General features: G+C 61.7%; 17 protein-coding genes and 1 pseudogene. 3 read left to right on the forward strand and 15 right to left on the reverse strand.

What is annotated here, in order from left to right; all coding sequences use genetic code 11:
- From trbG to A9179_RS11750, 13 genes are all read right to left on the reverse strand, one after another.
- Positions 1-993 carry a P-type conjugative transfer protein TrbG gene (trbG, locus tag A9179_RS11690; protein WP_187805972.1) on the reverse strand — a complete coding sequence of 331 codons (993 nt, stop codon included), beginning with the start codon at positions 991-993 and terminating at the stop codon, positions 1-3.
- Positions 990-1,694: a conjugal transfer protein TrbF gene (gene trbF / locus A9179_RS11695; RefSeq protein WP_187805973.1), complete on the reverse strand. Its 705-nt coding sequence runs from the start codon at positions 1,692-1,694 to the stop codon at positions 990-992. The genes trbG and trbF overlap by 4 nt, the downstream gene beginning before the upstream one ends.
- Positions 1,695-1,707: 13 nt before the next feature.
- Positions 1,708-2,889: a P-type conjugative transfer protein TrbL gene (gene trbL / locus A9179_RS11700; RefSeq protein WP_187805974.1), complete on the reverse strand. Its 1,182-nt coding sequence runs from the start codon at positions 2,887-2,889 to the stop codon at positions 1,708-1,710.
- On the reverse strand, positions 2,886-3,203 hold the full coding sequence (locus A9179_RS11705) for a hypothetical protein (protein WP_187805975.1): 318 nt from the start codon (positions 3,201-3,203) through the stop codon (positions 2,886-2,888). The genes trbL and A9179_RS11705 overlap by 4 nt, the downstream gene beginning before the upstream one ends.
- An 11-nt stretch (positions 3,204-3,214) precedes the next feature.
- Entirely contained in the window at positions 3,215-3,979 is a 765-nt protein-coding gene (trbJ, locus tag A9179_RS11710) for a P-type conjugative transfer protein TrbJ (protein WP_187805976.1), read from the reverse strand.
- Positions 3,976-6,426 (reverse strand): conjugal transfer protein TrbE, encoded by a 2,451-nt coding sequence (gene trbE / locus A9179_RS11715; protein WP_187805977.1) that lies wholly within the window; start codon positions 6,424-6,426, stop codon positions 3,976-3,978. The genes trbJ and trbE overlap by 4 nt, the downstream gene beginning before the upstream one ends.
- Before the next feature lie 15 nt (positions 6,427-6,441).
- Positions 6,442-6,711 carry a VirB3 family type IV secretion system protein gene (locus tag A9179_RS11720; protein WP_187805978.1) on the reverse strand — a complete coding sequence of 90 codons (270 nt, stop codon included), beginning with the start codon at positions 6,709-6,711 and terminating at the stop codon, positions 6,442-6,444.
- A complete protein-coding gene (locus A9179_RS11725; RefSeq protein ID WP_187805979.1) occupies positions 6,708-7,076 on the reverse strand; it encodes a TrbC/VirB2 family type IV secretion system protein in 369 nt (122 codons plus the stop codon). The genes A9179_RS11720 and A9179_RS11725 overlap by 4 nt, the downstream gene beginning before the upstream one ends.
- Positions 7,073-8,101 carry a P-type conjugative transfer ATPase TrbB gene (trbB, locus tag A9179_RS11730; RefSeq protein WP_187805980.1) on the reverse strand — a complete coding sequence of 343 codons (1,029 nt, stop codon included), beginning with the start codon at positions 8,099-8,101 and terminating at the stop codon, positions 7,073-7,075. The genes A9179_RS11725 and trbB overlap by 4 nt, the downstream gene beginning before the upstream one ends.
- Positions 8,098-8,559, reverse strand: a complete 462-nt coding sequence (locus A9179_RS11735; protein ID WP_187805981.1) for a ribbon-helix-helix protein, CopG family — start codon at positions 8,557-8,559, stop codon at positions 8,098-8,100. The genes trbB and A9179_RS11735 overlap by 4 nt, the downstream gene beginning before the upstream one ends.
- Positions 8,556-10,553, reverse strand: a complete 1,998-nt coding sequence (locus A9179_RS11740) for a conjugal transfer protein TraG (RefSeq protein WP_187805982.1) — start codon at positions 10,551-10,553, stop codon at positions 8,556-8,558. The genes A9179_RS11735 and A9179_RS11740 overlap by 4 nt, the downstream gene beginning before the upstream one ends.
- Positions 10,554-10,772: 219 nt before the next feature.
- Positions 10,773-11,036 carry an EexN family lipoprotein gene (locus tag A9179_RS11745; protein ID WP_187805983.1) on the reverse strand — a complete coding sequence of 88 codons (264 nt, stop codon included), beginning with the start codon at positions 11,034-11,036 and terminating at the stop codon, positions 10,773-10,775.
- Positions 11,037-11,079: 43 nt separating this feature from the next.
- Positions 11,080-12,246: a LysR substrate-binding domain-containing protein gene (locus A9179_RS11750; RefSeq protein WP_316851853.1), complete on the reverse strand. Its 1,167-nt coding sequence runs from the start codon at positions 12,244-12,246 to the stop codon at positions 11,080-11,082.
- A gap of 233 nt (positions 12,247-12,479) precedes the next feature.
- Between A9179_RS11750 and A9179_RS11755 the strand changes: the two are divergent.
- Both A9179_RS11755 and A9179_RS11760 read left to right on the forward strand, forming a co-directional pair.
- Positions 12,480-12,939: pseudogene (locus A9179_RS11755) on the forward strand (IS5 family transposase); the annotation flags it as partial.
- 103 nt (positions 12,940-13,042) lie between these two features.
- The gene (locus A9179_RS11760; RefSeq protein WP_187805985.1) at positions 13,043-13,879 is read left to right on the forward strand and encodes an enoyl-CoA hydratase/isomerase family protein; all 837 of its coding nucleotides are present in this window, start codon (positions 13,043-13,045) and stop codon (positions 13,877-13,879) included.
- A gap of 240 nt (positions 13,880-14,119) precedes the next feature.
- On the opposite strand, the gene A9179_RS11765 is transcribed toward A9179_RS11760, so the two are convergent.
- Positions 14,120-14,893: an enoyl-CoA hydratase-related protein gene (locus A9179_RS11765; protein WP_187805986.1), complete on the reverse strand. Its 774-nt coding sequence runs from the start codon at positions 14,891-14,893 to the stop codon at positions 14,120-14,122.
- A gap of 811 nt (positions 14,894-15,704) precedes the next feature.
- A complete protein-coding gene (locus A9179_RS11770) occupies positions 15,705-17,531 on the reverse strand; it encodes an FAD-dependent oxidoreductase (protein WP_223123197.1) in 1,827 nt (608 codons plus the stop codon).
- 174 nt (positions 17,532-17,705) lie between these two features.
- Here A9179_RS11770 and A9179_RS11775 point away from each other — a divergent pair, with 174 nt between their 5' ends.
- Positions 17,706-18,230 carry a winged helix-turn-helix transcriptional regulator gene (locus tag A9179_RS11775; RefSeq protein WP_187805987.1) on the forward strand — a complete coding sequence of 175 codons (525 nt, stop codon included), beginning with the start codon at positions 17,706-17,708 and terminating at the stop codon, positions 18,228-18,230.
- Positions 18,231-18,249: the final 19 nt, after the last annotated feature.

Consider the following 18,249-nt stretch of genomic DNA (forward strand, 5'->3'; position numbering starts at 1 on the left):
TCAGTTCCTCCGCGCCACACCGTCCGTGCGCTCGATGCGCACCACGTCGCCCTTATCGCCCCCCAGGCGCAACTCTGCCGCGCCGAACAACCGATCCACGACGTAGTACGGCGAGCGGAAGCGGTAATTGACCAGTTGCCCATCGCCCTGTGCGCCAATCACGAACAGCGGCGGCAACTCGCCCTGGGCAATGCCGGCAGGAAACTGGATGTAGACCTTCTCGCCATCATCGAAGGCGCGCAGCGGTTGCCACGGCGGATTGCTGCCGCTGATCGCATAGCGGAAGCGGATCTTCTCCAGCGAGAGGCCGCTATCGACCGGTGCGCTGGCCTGTGCGGCCTTCGCCTGGCGCTGCAGGGCCAGCATCCTGTCTTTCGGGTAATCCCAGGATACCGAGGCCATCCAGGCTTTCTCGGTCGAGGTCAGCTCAATGAGGTAAGTACGCCGACTGGTGGTGATGACCAAGTTAGTCTTCAGATCCGAGCGAATCGGCTTGACCAGCACATTGACGCGCAGCGCGTCGCCGGCACCGCTGGAGGTATCACCGACGATCCAGCGCACCGTGTCGCCTGCAGCCACTGTCACCAGCTCCTCACCGGCCTGCAGCGCAATCACGGTCACCCGCCCCGGCGCGGCATAGACCTGGTACAGCGCGCCGTCGCTGTAGGGCCATACTTGGATCGCATTGACGTAGCCCTCGCGCGTGGGCACCACCCTCGCCTCCTGATTTGCGCGCGACACCCTCAGCTTCTCGTCGGCAGGTTCCAGCACGGAGCGGGCCTCGCCCGCATCTGGGAGTAGCTTCATCTGTGCCGGCATCGGCAGCACCTTGGGCACCTCCACCACTTCCACCGGCTTCGGTGGCTCTGGAAGAGGCTGCGCCTGCACCGGCTCGTCGAGCGAAATGCGCGGTGGTGGCTTGCCTTGGCTGGTACAGCCGGCCAAGGCCAGCAGGACCAGAGGAAACGCGGACTTACAGAAGGACAGGTTCATGGCTTGGCTCCTTCGGACGCATCGAGCTCGCGGCTCCACGACAGCCCGTTGACGTAGATGCCCAGGGGGTTCTTGCGCAGACGCTGTTCGGTGCGCGGGGTTTGCAGAACGGTGGAGATCACCGCGTTCCACCGCTCGGTACCGGCGGGCACGCCGTTGACGAAGCGCTGCTCCGTCCAGCGCACGTTGAAGGAGGCATCACTGGCCCGCACGACGCTGGTGACCTGCACCGTCACCGACTCCTTGCCGACGCGGGCGAACGGATCGTTGGTACGCGCATAGTCGTTGAGCACGGCCGCGCCACGATCAGTGGTGTAGTCGTAGGCGTCGAGCCAGCTTTGTCGCACCACGATCGGGTCGATGGACAGCGAGCGCACCAGCATGACGAAACGCGCCAGATGGTAGGCAACCTGCGCGTCGGCCGGACGGTACGGTGTGGCGGCCTCGCCAACCGCACGGACCTGACCGGATCGGTCCACCTCCACCACATAGGGTGTGACGATGGACTGCGCCGAGCGCCAGACCAGGCCGCTCGCCATCAGCAGTGCAAGCGCCAGGCAGCCGAAGGCCATCAGGCGCCAGTTCTTCGCCTGCACGCGGGCCGAGCCAATGCGTTCGTCCCATGCCTGGGCCGCTGCCTGATAAGGGGTGGCAGGTTGCGGCGTCTCGGCGTAGCGGACTCTTGGACGTCTGAAGCGCATAATTCATCCTCCTTTATGAGTCCGAATCCCGCAGGTTCGGACCGCCCCCCGAACCGCCGCCGTCGCCACCGCGCAACGTGTGCGCGGCGGTAGTGGCGGCATGACTGATCTGCTGGCGACGCTGCAATCGCTTGGCCCAGGCGGGCTGCGCCTTGGCATCGGTGTCGGCACGGGCCGCCTTGCCCAAAGGTGCTTCGCCGCTACCCGTGGAGGCTCCTCCTCCAGCCAAGCGCCCCTTGAGTGAGCGCATGCCGGCGGCCAGCTTCGCGGTCGGCGCCATGCGCGCTCCGGCCGCAACCGCAGCGCCAACACCGGTTGCGGCAGCGCCGGCGGCGACGGCCATGCCCGCCGTGCCGAGCGCGGCGCCAGCCATTGCCCCAGCCCCCAGCTGCGGGCCACCGGAAATCAACCCGGTGGCGATACCCGGGCCGAAGATGCCCAGGGCGAGCAACGCCAGCGAGGCCAGCATGACCACCAGCGCGTGGTCGATGGATGGCTCGTCGGGATGCACCTGGAACTCGGCGAACAACCCCGAGCCAATGCCGACGATCACCGCCAGCACCAACACCTTGACGCCGGAGGACACCACGTTGCCCAGCACCTTTTCGGCGAGGAACGAGGTCTTGTTCCACAGCGCGAACGGCACTAGCACGAAGCCCGCGAGGGTGGTCAGCTTGAACTCGATCAGGGTGATGAACAGCTGTATCGCCAGCACGAAGAAGCAGACGATGACCACCAGGTAGGCCAGGAACAGGATGACGATGGGATCGAGGTTGACGAACACCTCGGGAAAACCGGTCATCTCGCCGATCTGTTCCAGAATCGGTGCACCGGCGTCGATGCCGGTTTTCGCCAGCCGCCCCGGCTGCAGGAAGGTTTCCATGCTGAGCGAGCCGGTCGCCGTCAGGCCCAGCCCGGCAAAGGAACGAAAGACGATGCCGGCCAGCCAGTTGAAGTTGCCGATGATGTAGGCAAAGGCACCGACGTAAAGCACCTTGCGAATCAGCTTCGCCATCACGTCCTCACCCTGGCCAGTGGCATGCCCGAGCGCCCAGTACAGCCCGGCGATCGTCATGTCGATGGCGATCAGCGTCGCGGTCAGGTAGGCAACCTCGCCTTGCAGCAACCCAAAACCTGAGTCGATGTAGCGCGAGAAGGTATCGAGGAAGCGGTCGATGATCGTTACGTCATTCATGGTGTGATCTCCGAGGCAAAAGCAGCCGGTGCCTCTAGCCCGGGCTCAGCGTCGACGGGGCTGTCGAACGTCGGAGGAATCGGCGGCAGCTCCTCCACAGCGACGTACTCTTCCGGGCCGCTCTGGCCGGAGAAAAAACGACGCCGATACGCTTCGGCGGCAGCCCTGCAGACGACCTCGCCCACGCTGCTCCAATCGGCAGCGCACTGAGCGCGCAGTGCCTTGAGCCGCACAGGGTCTGCGGCCAGGTCTTCGCTGCACGACTGGTCGCAACCCGCCAGCAGCGCAACCGACAACACGAGGACGTATCGCATGGCCGCCGCCATCAGTTCCCGTAGAACCGGACCGCGTACGGCGTGTAGGCCGTCCCCTCGCCCAGGAAGCGTCGCCGTACCTCACGGGCGCGCTCGCTGGCCGCTGCCTGCCGCGCCAGCTCCAGGGAGGCGGCCCGGTCCTGGGTAAGCTGGAGCTGCTGCGCCTGGATGGACTGTTTGGCCTGTAGGGCCAGCAGTTGGTTGGTCGCCTGCATGGCCTGCAGGGCACCGGTGGCCGACTGGCTCTGGCCCACCAGATCGTTCAGCGCGCTTTCGTCCTCGCTCAGGTTTCGCGACACCTGTGCCTGCATGCGCATCGCTGTGTGCAGGCCATCAAGCGTGTGCGCCCAGCGTTCGCGGGCATCCTGGTACATCTGGTCGCCGCTGACGGTGGCAGCGTACTCGTCGGGGTACAGCCGGGCGAACTCGCTGTCGAGGTTCTGCACGTCGAAGGCAAGCCCCTGCGCCTCGGCGATCAGCTGCTCGCTCATGGCCAGCGAGGCGTGCAGCCGATTGACGACGTTGAAGTCGAGGCTGGCCAGGTTGCGTGCCTGGTTGCTGAGCATCTGCGCCTCGTTCTGCAGCTGCTGCACCTGGTTGTTGATCTGCTCCAGGGTACGAATCGCCGTCAGTGTGTTCTGCACCAGGTTGGTGGGGTCGAGGACGATGTCGCCGACACCGAACAGGGCATGTGCCGGCTGCGCGGAGGCCAGGACAAAGACACTGGCCACGGCGAGCACAGTCAGTCTGGATTTACGCGAGGATTGGAGTTTCATGGCAGGTTCTCCTGTGGGCGGGCAGCGGGAAACAAGGAGTTGGCTGGGGCAGAGGGCAGCAGCTCGGCGGCCCAGTCCAGACCGCGGTGCCGTAGCCAGGCCGCGGCGAAGCCCGGCACGCCGGCATCGCGGAGCACGCTGTCGATGGCGCGCTGGTCCTGGGGCCGCGAGGCGCTGGCGAACGCGAGCGCGACCGGCCCCAGGTCGAGGTCGAACAGGCGATTGCCCGCACGGGACTGGTAGTAGTAATCGCGCTTGGGCTGCGCAGTGGCGACGATCTCGATCTGCCGACCGTTGAGGCCAAAGCCCTCGTAGATCGCGCGAATCTGCGGCTCGGTCGCCTGCGGACAGGGCAGGAAGATGCGGCAGGCGCAGCTTTCGATGATCGCCGGGGCGATGCTCGAGTCCTTGATGTCGGCCAGCGACTGCGTAGCGAAGATCACGCTGACATTCTTCTTGCGCAGCGTCTTGAGCCACTGGCGAATACGCGCGGCGAACACCGGGTCGTCGAGGAACAGCCAGGACTCGTCGAGGATCAGCAACGTCGGCGCGCCATCGAAACGCTCCTCCAGCCGCGCGAACAAATAGCCCAGCACGGCCAGCACCGCCGCCTTGCTGTGCATCAGCTCCTCCATCTCGAAGCACTGCACATCGGCCAGCCCTAGATAGTCGAGGTCGGCATCGAGCAGCTTGCCGTGGGCGCCACCCAGCACATAGGGCGCCAGCGCCTGGCGCAGCGAGTTCGATTGCAACAGCACCGACAGGCCAGTGAGCGTGCGCTGTTCGACGGGAGCTCCCGCGAGACTGCCGAGCGCCGACCAGATGGCCGCCTTTTCATCGGGGCCGACGGCCACGCCCTCGTGCAGCAGACGCCCTTCGACCCACTCGGCCGCCCAAGTGCGGCAGCCCTCCTCGTCGATGCGCGCGAGCGGCTGGAAGGCGATCGCGCCATCGGCGCCCAGGTCGTAGTGTTCGCCGCCCAGCCCCAGTACCGTTGCCCGCATGGAACGGCCCATGTCGAAAGCGAAGATGCGCGAGCCGGAATAGCGGCGGAACTGCAGCGCCAGCGTGGCGAGCAGGACGGACTTGCCCATGCCGGTCGGGCCGACGACCAGCGTGTGCCCCACGTCGCCGATATGCGTCACCAACCGGAATGGCGTCGCACCCTCGGTGCGGGTAACTATCAACGGTGGGCCATCGAGGTGGGTGTTTCTCTCCGGCCCGGCCCAGACCGCCGACACCGGCATCAAGTGCGCGAGGTTCAGCGTCGAGACGATGGGCTGGCGCACATTGGCGTAGGCGTTGCCCGGGATCGACGACAGCCATGCCTCCACCGAATTGAGGCGTTCCGGAATGGTGACGAAGCCTCGTCCCTGGATGACGCGCTCCACCCTGCGCAGCTTCTCGTCGGCCAGGTCGGCGTCACGATCAAGCACCGTCACGGTCGCGGTCAGGAAACCGAAGGCCACCTGGTCGCTGCCCAGCGCCTGCAGTGCAGCATCTGCGTCGGCTGCCTTGTTGCTGGCGTCGGTATCGACCAGCGGGCTTTCCTGCTGGAACAGCGTCTCGCGCAGTAGCGCCAGCACGCTCTTGCGCTTGGCGAACCATTGGCGGCGCAGGCGTCCGAGTTCCTGTTCAGCCTCGGCCTTGTCCAGGCAGATAAAGCGTGTGCTCCAACGGTAGGAAAAGCCCAGCCGGTTGAGGTCATCCAGGATTCCCGGCCAGGTCGAGGTCGGGAATCCGCGCACCGTCACCATGCGCAGGTGCGTATCACCCAGCATCGGCGCCAGGCCACCGAGCAGCGGCACGTCGGCCAGCAGCGTGTCGAGATGAAACGGTACCTCCGGAACCCTGATGCAATAACGCCGCGTCGAGACGGTTGCATGCAGATAGCTCAGCGTCTCGCCATCGTCCAGCCAGTCGATCTCCGGCATCACGCCCACGAGCAGGTCGAAGATCCGCTCGCTCTCCGCGATGAAGCCGGTGAGTCGCTCGTGCCAGTCCACGCCGGCCGTCGAGGTGTTCTCATAGATCAGCTTTGCTGCACGAGCATGCGACTCTTCCGGCGGCAGGTACTGCAGCGTGAAGTGGTAGCGGCTCTCGAAGTGATTGCCGGACTCCTCGAAGGTCGCGCGGCGCTCCTCGTCCACCAGCCAGGACAGCGGTTCGGGGAAATCCGAGTGCGGATAGCCCGCAGCTGGGCAGCGCTCGGCCTCGACGAACAGCGCCCAGCCCGCGCCGAGCCGGCGCAACGCGTTGTTCAGTCGCGCGGTGGTGGCCATCAGCTCGCCTTGCGTCGCACTGTCGAGGTCTGGGCCACGGAAGCGCGCCGTGCGCTGGAACGAACCGTCCTTGTTCAGTACGACGCCGGGCGCGACCAGACCGGCCCAGGGCAGCCAGTCAGCGAGCAGCGCCGGGCGCTGGCGGTATTCGGCAAGATTCAGCATTGCGGCCCCCTCCCCTCACACGTCCAGCAACGACTTATGCTTGAGGTGCCGGGCGAACACCTGCATGAACTGCGGGTCGACCCGTGCGCCCCAGACCGCGAGCGCATGGCCAATCAGCCACAGCACCAGCCCCGGAAGCCAGAGCTGCAGCCCCAGCCCGACTGCCGCGGCCAGCGTGCCGTTGGCGATGGCCACGGTGCGCGGTGCGCCGCCGAGCAGGATCGGCTCGGTTAGCGAACGGTGCAGCGGCACTTCGAAGCCCGGCAGATCAATTCCCGTGCTCATACGACCGCCCCGCCGGAGAAGCTGAAGAACGACAGGAAGAACGAGGATGCGGCGAAGGCGATGCTCAGCCCGAAGACGATCTGGATCAGCTTGCGAAAGCCGCCCGACGTATCACCGAAGGCCAGCGCCAACCCCGTGGAAATGATGATGATCACCGCCACGATGCGTGCGACCGGCCCCTGGATCGATTCGAGGATGGATTCGAGCGGTCCCTCCCAGGGCATCGAGGAACCCGCGGCCCTCGCGGTGCCAACCGTCATCAGCATGACGGCGGCTAACAGCAGGCCCTGGCGCGCAGACCCTGCCAGGCGGTGTAAACGCGGATTTACGGAAAAGCGGGAAACAGGGGTGCGTGTCGGCCTCATGGCAGTTCTCCAGGCGTGGTCGGGGACAGGAAAAATGGCGTGAGCTGATCGGCAAGCGGCGCTTCCAACACATCCGCCAGGCGATAGCCCGCATCGTCAAAGCCAACAACGCGGGTGATGCTCTCGATACAACGCTGGCGGCCACGACCCGCGATAAAGATCACCACGTTGACCGCCTCGGCGATCAGTGCACGCGGCGGGTTCATGGCCACCTCGAGCACCAGTTGCTCCAGACGCAGCAGCGCCCCCTGAGCGGAGCCGGCATGGATGGTGGCTATCCCTCCCGGGTGGCCGGTACCCCACACCTTTATAAGTTCCAGTGCCTCGCCGCCGCGCACCTCGCCAACCACCACGCGATCAGGGCGCAGCCGCATCGTCGCTCGTACCAGCTCGCGCATCGACACCACACCTGCACGCGTACGCAGCGGCACGTGGTCGCGCGCGGCGCATTGCAGTTCGATGGTGTCTTCGAGCACCAAAACGCGGTCACCGGTGGCGGCGATCTCGGCGAGCAGCGCATTTGCGAGCGTGGTCTTGCCGGTACTGGTACCGCCGGCAATCAGGATGTTCTGCCGCTCGCGCACCGCACCACGCAGGAATTCGGCCTGCACGGCGGTCATCATCCCGTCGGCCACGTAGCGCTCCAATGGAATAACACCCACGGCGCGCTTGCGCAGGGCGAAGGCCGGCCCTGGTGCCGCCGGCGGTAGGATGCCCTCGAAGCGCTCGCCGGTTTCCGGTAGCTCCGCGGTCAGCAACGGCTGGCCACGGTGCACCTCCGCACCGACATGCGCAGCCACCAGGCGGATGATGCGCTCTCCATCTACCTCGGAGAGTTCCACCCCCAGCGGCGCACGCCCGGACGACAGACGATCCACCCACAGCGTGCGGTCGGGATTGAGCATGATCTCGATCACATCCGGATCTTCGAGCGCGGCGGCAATCACCGGCCCCATCGCCGTGCGCAGCATGCGGATACGCCGATCCAGCGAGGCCGCGATGAAGGGCTGCGGTGCCGCGCTCATGAAACACGCTCCCGCACTTCATCCACCGACTCTTCATCCATGCGCACCACGTCCGGATGCAACTCCTCCACCACGTCGCGTACCAGGCTGCGGCCACGCAACAGGTGACGACCGAGCTGCTCGACAAACTGTTCGAAGCGCGCCTTGCCCTGGGCCTTGGCTGCCTCCTGGTGCGCCTCGGGCACCGGTGTGCTGACGGTCAGGAAGTAGCGCACGAACAGCGCCAGCGTCTCGATCTCGATGGACTGGTCGCGCTCCAGCCGCTCGAACTGGCGCGACAGACGATCCAGCCGCTTGGCGATGGCAGCCTCGCGCTGGTCGCCCGCCTCAGGCGATAACCAAGACGCCAGCGCGGCCGCAACAATGGAGGACTTGGACACGCCCTTCTTGGCGGCCAGCTCGTCCAGACGGCGGGCATGCTCGAGCTGGATAAACAGGTTGAGACGGTACTGGCTCATAGCTGGACTCCGTCGTCGGGATCAAGGGCAGCCAGCCGAGCGACACGCTGCATGGCAGGATCGAACTGGCGAGGAAGAACAAGCGGCGAGTCGTCGTCATCGAGTAGTGCCAGGTCGCTGTATGCCGGCTCTTGCTCGGGGTTGTAGGTGACGCTCTCGGACAGCTCGGGCTGGCGGCGCGGGCCGCCCTCGTCGAACGAGCTGGCGGCGAGGTCATCGCCGAGCACCGAAGGTGCAGGCGTTGGCGGCAAGGTCAGCCCACTCCAATCGTCGTGCCGCACAGGCGGTGCATCGGCGTAGCGCCCAGCCACTAAGATCGGTGGCGGCAGCACGCGTTGCTTGAAGTTGGCATCGCTGTAGTAGCGCAGCTTCCTGGCCTTGATCGGCGCGACGCTGGACACCATCACCACGGCCTCGTCCGGCGGCAACTGCATCACCTCCCCCGGGGTCAACAGCGGCCGCGCGGTTTCCTGGCGCGAGACCATCAGGTGTCCCAGCCACGGCGCAAGCCGGTGACCCGCATAGTTGCGCTGCGCCCGCAGCTCGGTCGCCGTACCTAAAGTTTCGGAAATGCGCTTGGCCGTGCGCTCGTCGTTGGTGGCGAAGGTCACGCGCACATGGCAGTTGTCGAGAATGGAGTGGTTCTGCCCGTAGGCCTTGTCGATCTGGTTGAGCGACTGCGAGATCAGGAAGGCACGCAGACCATAGCCCGCCATGAACGCCAGGGCCGACTCGAAGAAATCCAGCCGGCCCAGCGCGGGAAACTCGTCGAGCATCAGCAACAGTGTGTGCCGGCGCTCTACCCCATCACTGCCGTCGAGCGACTCGGTAAGGCGCCTGCCGATCTGGTTCAGGATCAGACGGATTAGCGGCTTGGTCCGGCTGATATCTGAAGGTGGCACCACCAGGTACAGCGACACCGGATGCTCAGCTGCAATCAGATCGGCGATACGCCAGTCGCAATGCGAGGTCACCTGGGCCACCGTCGGATCCCGGTACAACCCGAGGAACGACATGGCAGTGCTCAACACACCCGAGCGCTCGTTCTCGCTCTTATTCAGCACCTCGCGTGCGGCGGACGCCACCACTGGGTGCGTCCCATCGCCCAGGTGCCGCATCGTCATCATCCGGTGCAGCGCCACCTCGAACGGACATTCCGGGTCGCTCAGGAAGTTGGCGACACCACGCAGCGTCTTGTCCTCGCCGGCGTAGAGCACATGCAGGATGGCGCCGACCAGCAGCGCGTGCGAGGTCTTCTCCCAATGGTTACGGCGTTCCAGCGCGCCCTCCGGGTCGACCAGGATGTCGGCGATATTCTGCACATCGCGCACCTCATGCTCGCCCCGGCGCACCTCCAGCAGCGGGTTGTAGGCAGCCGAATGCGGATCGGTGGGATTGAACAGCAGGCAGTGTGAGAAACGCGAGCGCCAACCAGCGGTAAGGTTCCAGTTCTCGCCCTTGATGTCGTGGATGACGGCCGAGGCTGGCCAGCTCAGCAACGTGGGAACCACCAGACCGACGCCCTTGCCGGAGCGAGTCGGCGCAAAGGTCAAGACATGCTCCGGTCCGTCGTGGCGCAGGTACTGGTCGTCATATCGTCCGAGGAAGACACCCGCCGAACGATCCAGCCCCGCCCTGCGGATGTCTTCGGGCTCAGCCCAGCGTGCCGAACCATAAGTTGTGACCAGCCTTGACTGACGCGCGCGCCAGACAGACATGGCAATGGCGGCGCCCACGGCCACCATGCCGCTGGCGCCGGCAATGGCACCGCCGGTGTCGAAAACCTGCGGCGCATAGGCGCCGAAGAAGAACCACCAGTCGAAAAGCCGCCAGGGGTGATAGACCGGCGTTCCGAAGCAGTCGAACCAGGGCGAACCCAGGCGTACCTGATAGCCCAGGGCGGCGGCGGTCCATTGTGTGGCGCTCCACACACCGGCGATCACGATGCCGAATACGGCGGCGATCTGCCCGAACAGCACGCTCGTCCCTTGCATTTCCCGGCTCCCGATTTACCCCAAGAATGCAGCCTTCAAAGTTGGCCGCACGGTCGAGATTCGGTGCCAGCTCAGTGCCGGTCAAAGACCTTTATCGGGACAAAACTGGATTTGAACGCATCAATTCATGCGAGAGCGAATGGAGGACAATCGCCGCCAGCGCGAGCGCATTGCGACGCATTGGGCGAAAAAGTGTGATTCGTTACAGGCCGCCCACGATCAGAACTTGGGCGGCTCTCTCGGCGGTGTGTAGGGCACTTTCCCATCGCCATAGAATCGCTTGCGTGTGGCCTCGGCAACGCGATTGCACAACTCGTCACCCAGCCTGGGGCGATCGAGCCTGCACTGCTGGCGCAGCTCCTTCAGCCGCGCGGGATCGGCTGCGAGTTCGTCAACCGTAGGTAACGCCGACGACACAGGTGCTTCGGGCTCACCACAGGCCGTGAGGGCTAGGACACATAGAAACGGCAAAACATTCTTCATCGTTCGATTTCCCCCAAGGTATCGGTCGCTGGGTGACATGGATCTAGACACCCTCCGCCGGCTGAATGGTTTGTACCCGTTCGATGAAACGAACCAACGTCACCGATGGCTCGCGTGTCGAGCGCAACAGGTAAGTAGTAAGTACCGGACAACACCCCGCCAGAGGGCGACCAATAACACCCGACTCCCGGCAGGCTGCGATGTTCGACTCCCCCGTCAATCCCAGGGCGAAGCCTGCAGCCACGAGCGCCATCATCAGATCGCAGGAGGTCACCTGCTCCGCGACCAGCGGTTCCGTTCCGGTCTGACGCAGGAAACGCTCAACTTGGCGCGCATGCCCCTCACAAGCCTGTGGGTCGCACAGCACCAGCGGATAGCGCAGCAGCTCTTCCAGCGGAATACGTTTGTGGGACAGGATTGGATGACGCGCCGGCACAGCCACCATCAAGGGATCGCTCCAAGCCTGAGTGGCGACGATGCCATCGCCGACCTCATCTGACTGAGCAAACCCGGCGTCATAAAGATCTTCGTGCAGCCCCTTGATCTGCTGAGCCAACGACACTTCAGACAAGCGAATCTCGACCTCTGGCTCCTCTTGCCGACAGAGCGCCAGGAAAGAGGAGAAGCGCGAGGGAGATATCCCGTCCGAAAGAGCCATTCGCAGCTGGCTGCGAAATCCATTGGCGACAGCCTTCACACTGTCCCGAGCCTGCTGAAGCGCAATGAAGACGCGCGGTACATGCTCCAGAAACAGTCGCCCGGCATGAGTGAGCCTCGTACTGCGCGTGGTTCGTAGGAAAAGCTTTGTGTCCAGCTCTTCTTCGAGCTCCTTGATTGCGCGCGACAGAGGAGACTGTTCGATATGCAACCGCTCAGCAGCCCGCGCGAAGTGCAGCTCCTCAGCAACGGCGAGGAAACAGCGAAGATGTCGAAGCTCCATGCTTATTCTCTCCTTCGATGCGTCACTAGCAGAGGGATAGCGTGCAGGCGATTGTTGATATGCAGCCCGTTTCAGAATTCCTGCGTCGACAAGATCGTTCAGGTGCAATGCCAGGGAACGGGGAGGCATACCGGTCTGAGCCTGCAAGCCATCAAATCGCATGTTCGCGAGAAAGACCTCTCTCAGAATCATGAAGAACCACGCGTCCGTCAGCTCGGTACCTGACCGGGCTATGGAGCAATACCTGTCTGCCAGGCGGCTGCGCTTTATGCTTTCCCTTTACTGACGTTTAACTGAGCATAACTATATAAATTATAGTAATTACAGGCAATATTGTTTTTGGCCGCTTGGCTACCCGTGGACTGCTGCTTCGCTACTCACCTTAAGTCAGCGCCACTCCATCTAGGGCCTGTTCTAGTTTCTATCTAAATAATTGATTTATAAGATCAATATCGTATCGCTATAGCTCTCACACAACACCAATACGAGCTTGCAATGCCCCGATACCGCTCAGTGATGAGCACTGGTCGAAGCTGCGGGAAATCCTGCTGCACAAGGCCATCTACAACAAACGTGATCTACGGATTACCGTGGAAGGCATGCTGTATCGCATGCGGACAGGGTGCCCCTGGAGAGACCTACCCAAGGCACTCGGAAGCTGGAGCAAGGTCTACAAACGTTTCAATGCCTGATCCGCGTCAGGTAAGTGGCTCAAGGTTTTTCAAGCGCTGGTGACTGAACCGGACATGGAATGGGTTTTCATTGATGGCAGCTATGCCAAGGCCCACCAGCACAGTGCAGGTGCTGCCAGTGGCAACGATGAGGGGATAGGGAAAAGCCGAACCGGCAACACCAGCAAGATCCACTTGGCTGTAGATGCCTGCTGGCTGCCCGTCGCGTTTGAAGTCACGGGAGGTCAGATTAACGATCTGCACCCAGGCATCAGCGCTGATTGCTAGGGTCTGTTTATGCAGCTGCGAATGGTCAGCATTCTTCGGATAGATAATGCTTGAGCGATCCGACAGCCATTCACATATTTAGGGCAACCACACCCCGGAGAATGGCCATGAGCAAATACCAGAGCTTTACCCGAGAAGACCATGAAGGAGTTGCCATGGTGCGTTTCAATCACCCACCGATCAATTTGGTGGATCGTACCATGGTGATCGATCTGCTCCATTTGGCCAAAGAACTGGAGAATGATAGTCAGACCAAAGTGGTGATCTTTCGCAGCGATAATCAGGATTTTTTCCTTGCTCACTACGACCAGGGCGGCCAACTCGATGCTCCACCAATGGTACTGCCACCAAATTCGACGAGCCCCCTCAGTGGGCTCCTCAGTCGTTTCAGTCGTCTTCCCCAGGTAACGATTGGCGAGTTACGAGGGCGCGCTCGAGGAGCGGGAAGCGAGTTCCTACTAGCACTAGACATGCGATTTGCCGATCGCGAAACAGCAGTGCTTGGTCAACCAGAAATTGGAGTAGGACTTTTCCCGGGAGCTGGTGGAACGGTGCGTCTGACACAAATGCTGGGAAGAGGTCGGGCCCTGGAAGTATGCCTTGGAGGCGAGGATTTTGATGCTGACACTGCAGAGCGTTATGGCTGGATCAATCGTGCATTGCCGGGCGAGCAACTCAGCAGCTTTTGCGAGGCGCTTGCCCATCGTATCGTAGGCTTCCCGGCCAGCGGAATCGCTAATACCAAAGCAGTAGTGGAGCGTGTCAGCAGAGCTGATGATGCTGCACTGGTGGATGAGTCTCAGCGCTTCGTAGCCGACATGCATGCCCGAGAAACGGTTGACCGGGTGCGATGGATGCTTGCGCAGGGTGGCCAAACCCAAGGCGTAATGGAACTTGAGCTTGGTGACCTATTAGGTCGTTACCCACTACCTTTAAACAGTTAGGTGAACGAGCGGTGGCAAAATTTTCTCCATCACTCTCGATGGAGCATGACGCCGAGCTAGCCTCCTTTAAAGCCAAGCGTGCTTAAGGGGCACCCGAACCACGCCGGCTGGCAGCTCGGGTTGGATCTCAACGCGAGCCGTGTCCTTACCTAGTACCGTAACAACTTCGATCTAGTCAGCCAGCAACCTTTTCACCACGGGCTACGGTAGAAAGTGTTGCTGGTCTTCTCCCTCGGAAGTTCAGCTTTCCGATCTCAAGAAATCCGGTGCTCGGCGCTCGGCAAATGCATTAAATGCTTCGCGCGCCTCAGTCGTTTGAAGACGCTCGCTGAAGATCTCGTTCTCGGCGTATATTCGCGCCGTTAGAACTGCTGGATCACGCATCAGCCTTTTAGTCGCGATCAGTGCACCGGCTGGTTGTCTGGCGATCCGCTCGGCCACGGTACGCGCCTCGGCGTGCAGGCTGCTCAGTGAAACAACGCGGTTTGCCAGCCCCCACTCGACTGCCGTTCGGGCGTCAACTGATTCGCCCAGCGCAAACATTTCGAAGGCGCGGACATATCCAACTCTGGCCGGCATCAGTAGGCTGGAGGCGGCCTCCGGCACGAGAGCAAGATTGACGAAGGGAGCCGAAAGCAGAGCATTATCCGCGAGCAAGATAAAGTCGCAGTGCAGAAGCAAAGTAGTGCCTACCCCAACAGCCCTCCCTTGCACAGCGGCGACCAACGGAAGACTGGAGTTGGCCAGCGCGCGAAGAAAGCGCCCGACATGTTGCTCATTCAGAGATGCTCCGGGCAATGCGGCAGCAAATTCACCTACATCGTTGCCGGCGGTGAACATATCTCCCTCGCTTTGGAGCAGTACGACTCGAATACTCGGATTGATCTCCGCTGCCTCAAGCGCGTCCGCCAATGCGCCATACATGCTATCGATCAACGCATTTTTCTTGTCGGAGCGCGCAAGCGTGACGGTTAGAACTCCGTCGCTCAAGTCAGTCTTAATATGCTCAACCATGGTTTCTCCTTTATTAGTTCACCTTATGAACTAGTTAGTCGGCAGCGGTAGCGGCCAGATGTGCTTGTAACGTTCTGAACGTGTGCTCAACTCTGCTCCGGTGATCTAGCAAGGCTGTAGCGATTGCACGTGGTTTGAGCCCTTTCGATGCCGCCGTGGTCTGGCGAAAAACCGCGCAACTGGTAACGCTGCTCACCCTGTCGAATCGATGGACTCGGACGAATGCAAGAGAGGTACGACTGTAATGCGGGGAATAGCCGCCACGAAGCGCTCGCAGCGGCGAAATAGCTATTATGCCGACGGGTAAATTAGTTGCGAGCAGGAACTCGCTGACAACATCAAACTTCACCTTATTCAAAATCTGTCGGGAATTAAGGTCTATATCATCTAGCCACCTATTCAGCGTGCGCTTAGACATATTCAACTTCCCAGCCAACTCATCCATGGATGGAGACAGCTCTAGATTTGCACGCAGATATGCACGCACTCTTTCAGGCAAGGAGCTTGGTGCTTGTATTTCTTTAGCAGCCTGATCACATTCTTTACTAGGCATGCAGTGTGGGCTGTACTGCGATGAGGGCTTAGCGATTGCGATTGCGCACATAGCTACCCACTACGATGATGAGTACAGCGAGAATGATGAAGGTATGACTCATCGAGACGCCCCTTTGGATCTTTATGAGGAAACGATGACGGCAAAGGCCGTGACCATTTACTGAGGAAAAATCGCTATGGGATGCTGGCATCCCATAGCGTGTCAGAAAGCATGGCTATTGCCTGTTCACTTGGAGGAAGCGGAGTTAGCCGAGCATCACTTCGGCGGATGCTCGTGATCGCAAGCGGTCAATTGATCCACCAGGTTTTTCAGCTCACCGAGGTGGTTCTCGTAGAGGCCACGTGGCGATGATTCGTGCTGGTTGCATAGGTATGCAGCAGCGCCAACGGCAATGCCGTGCTGCGAGCCGTTGCCCATGGTTTTGGTCGAAGAGCCGGCGACGTGAGTAACGCTGATGTGTTTGCCAGCCATCAGCAGGTTGTCGATGTTGGCGGAGTACAGGCAACGGAACGGGATGCCATAGGCCTGTTTGTCACGCATGTCCCAGATCCAATCTTTGAGGCGGAAGTCGTACTTACCTTCGCCTGGCTCCCATGCGCAGTGGATGCAGAAAGCCCCATCGTTGGGCACCAAGGCATCGTGAAAACTGGTGTGGTTGCGGATGTCATTTTCCGACAGCACATAGTCGCCGCGATAGCGCCGGAACTCGCCCTGCGCCGCGACAAAAGCCATCCATTCAAACTCCAGGTTGGCGTAGTTTTCCGGCTCAAGATTTTTGACGTTTGAGAACGTGCCGTAGAGCGCACGCATCAGGTAGTCGCGGATCAGTTCGCCGTTGGTGTAGGGGTCGAGCCATTGGCCGTATTCCCAGAAGTGGGTGGCCGGGAACACATCGGCTTTGCTGCCGAATCTGAACTCAGGTGTGCTCGGGTTGGCCCCTGCCTGTGGCCCTGGGGCGTTCTCGATGCCGGCCTCCAGCAATTGGCCGCTCAGGTTGGCGTAGTCCTTGGACACTTCGGTTGCCCAAGGCACCTCTGGAAATGAAACCGGCTGCTCGGCCATGCGGGTGCGGAAGAACAGCGTGTTGCCGTGGTGCATGTCATCGCCCACTTCCGGCGCATAAGGCTCGTTGAACTCAGAGCGAGCCTCCCGCCCGAATAGCGTCTCGGCATCGGCAAGAACGCCAAGGATGGCCGTGCCACTGGCGTCGATGAATACCGAGCCGGTAATGCGCCGCTCATGGCCGCCACGCGCTTGAACGGCCTGAACCGCAGTGATTTTGGAGTCTTGCTTTTCGACACTGACGATGCGATGCCCGAGAAAAACCTTGGCGGTCGGCTCGGCTTCCAGCAGCGATAATGCAGCCAGATCACCGTTCGCCGAACGCTGCGCCAGCTCTTTGAGCAGAGCGCCCTGCGAGCCTCTTGGCATCAGGCCGATTTCGTTACTGGCATTGCCGCCAAGCACAGGGCGATCATGGATCAAGGCAACGTGCTGCCCCAGGCGAGCAGCGGTCAACGCAGCCGCGCACCCCGAGATGCCTCCGCCGACTACAACCACATCGTAGTGACCGGCTTCCTGCGGCTGATCCGGCAGGCCTCGCAGCGCCTTGCGCCAGGCGAGGGTGGTGGCGTTAACGTCATTGGGCGGCGCTAGCTCATTGGTGGAGAGGTAAAGCGCATCGCAGCGGCCATCAAAGCCGGTGAGGTCGTGGAGCACCAAGGTGGTTGCCCCTTTCTTCAGCGACACCTTGCCAGCGGGCTGCCATGACCAGTCCTGACCGTTCGCCCCGAACTCGGTGTCAAGAACCACGCCATTGATCGAAACGGTAAAACGTCCGGGGTGGTGCGATGGTACCCAGTCCTTCGCCCGAACCCAGACTTGGTACTCACCTTCGCGCGCAATACTGATCGTTGTAGTGGCATCGCCGACGGGGCGACCCAGGCCGTGGGCAAGCAGATAGGGCGATCCCATGACGGTCTCAAACTGGGAGTCGAGAACCCAGCCCCCGTAGCTATCGAAATCCTCGGCTTCGATCAGGATGCTTGCTGGAGATTCGTTCATGTCGCCTGTGTTGTTCACTTCTGTGACTCCGTAACTTCTGCTTGTTCAGAACCAGGTGGTAGATGGAACTAGCCTTCCGCTTGCCCTCGCACGCCCCTAGACTTCGCTCAAAATCGCAATCAAACACGACCGCTGCTTTTGACTATATTTTCTATAGCCACCCAAGTAAAGTGCAGCTATTCGGAGATATTCATGAAACGAAGCACGTTGGCTGACCGCTATTGCTCGATAGCCCGATCCAGCTCGGAGCTCATGGACGCCTGGTCTTTTGTCATTCTCAGAGAGCTTTTTCTGGCGAATATGCGTTTCGACGGTTTGCAGGCGCAGACGGGGATGTCGCCGCGCTCGCTGACCTTGCGCCTGGCCGACCTAGCAGAGTCCGGAATTATCAAACGCGTCGCCTATCAGCAATCACCCGCTCGCTACGAGTACCGGCTCACCAGCAAAGGCAAGGAGCTATGGCCCGTGGTGATCGCGCTGAAGCAATGGGGGGACAAATGGAGCGGGCCATGGAGTGACGACCAGCCCCCTCTTACGCTTCATCACAAAGATCATGACCATCAGCTGGAACTTGGTTTCATCTGCAAGACCTGCGGTGAACCGGTTGATGCTCATTCGACTGAAGGCACCATGTCCCCGGCAATGACGGCAGAACGCGAGCAGACCGCGTCTGACTATCAACAAGCGATACGCAGCAAGCGCCAGGGCGGTGCCTAGGTAAGATCGTGCGCCTAAT

Origin of the sequence: Pseudomonas alcaligenes (genome assembly GCF_014490745.1) — a bacterium.
GTDB lineage: Bacteria > Pseudomonadota > Gammaproteobacteria > Pseudomonadales > Pseudomonadaceae > Aquipseudomonas > Aquipseudomonas alcaligenes_C.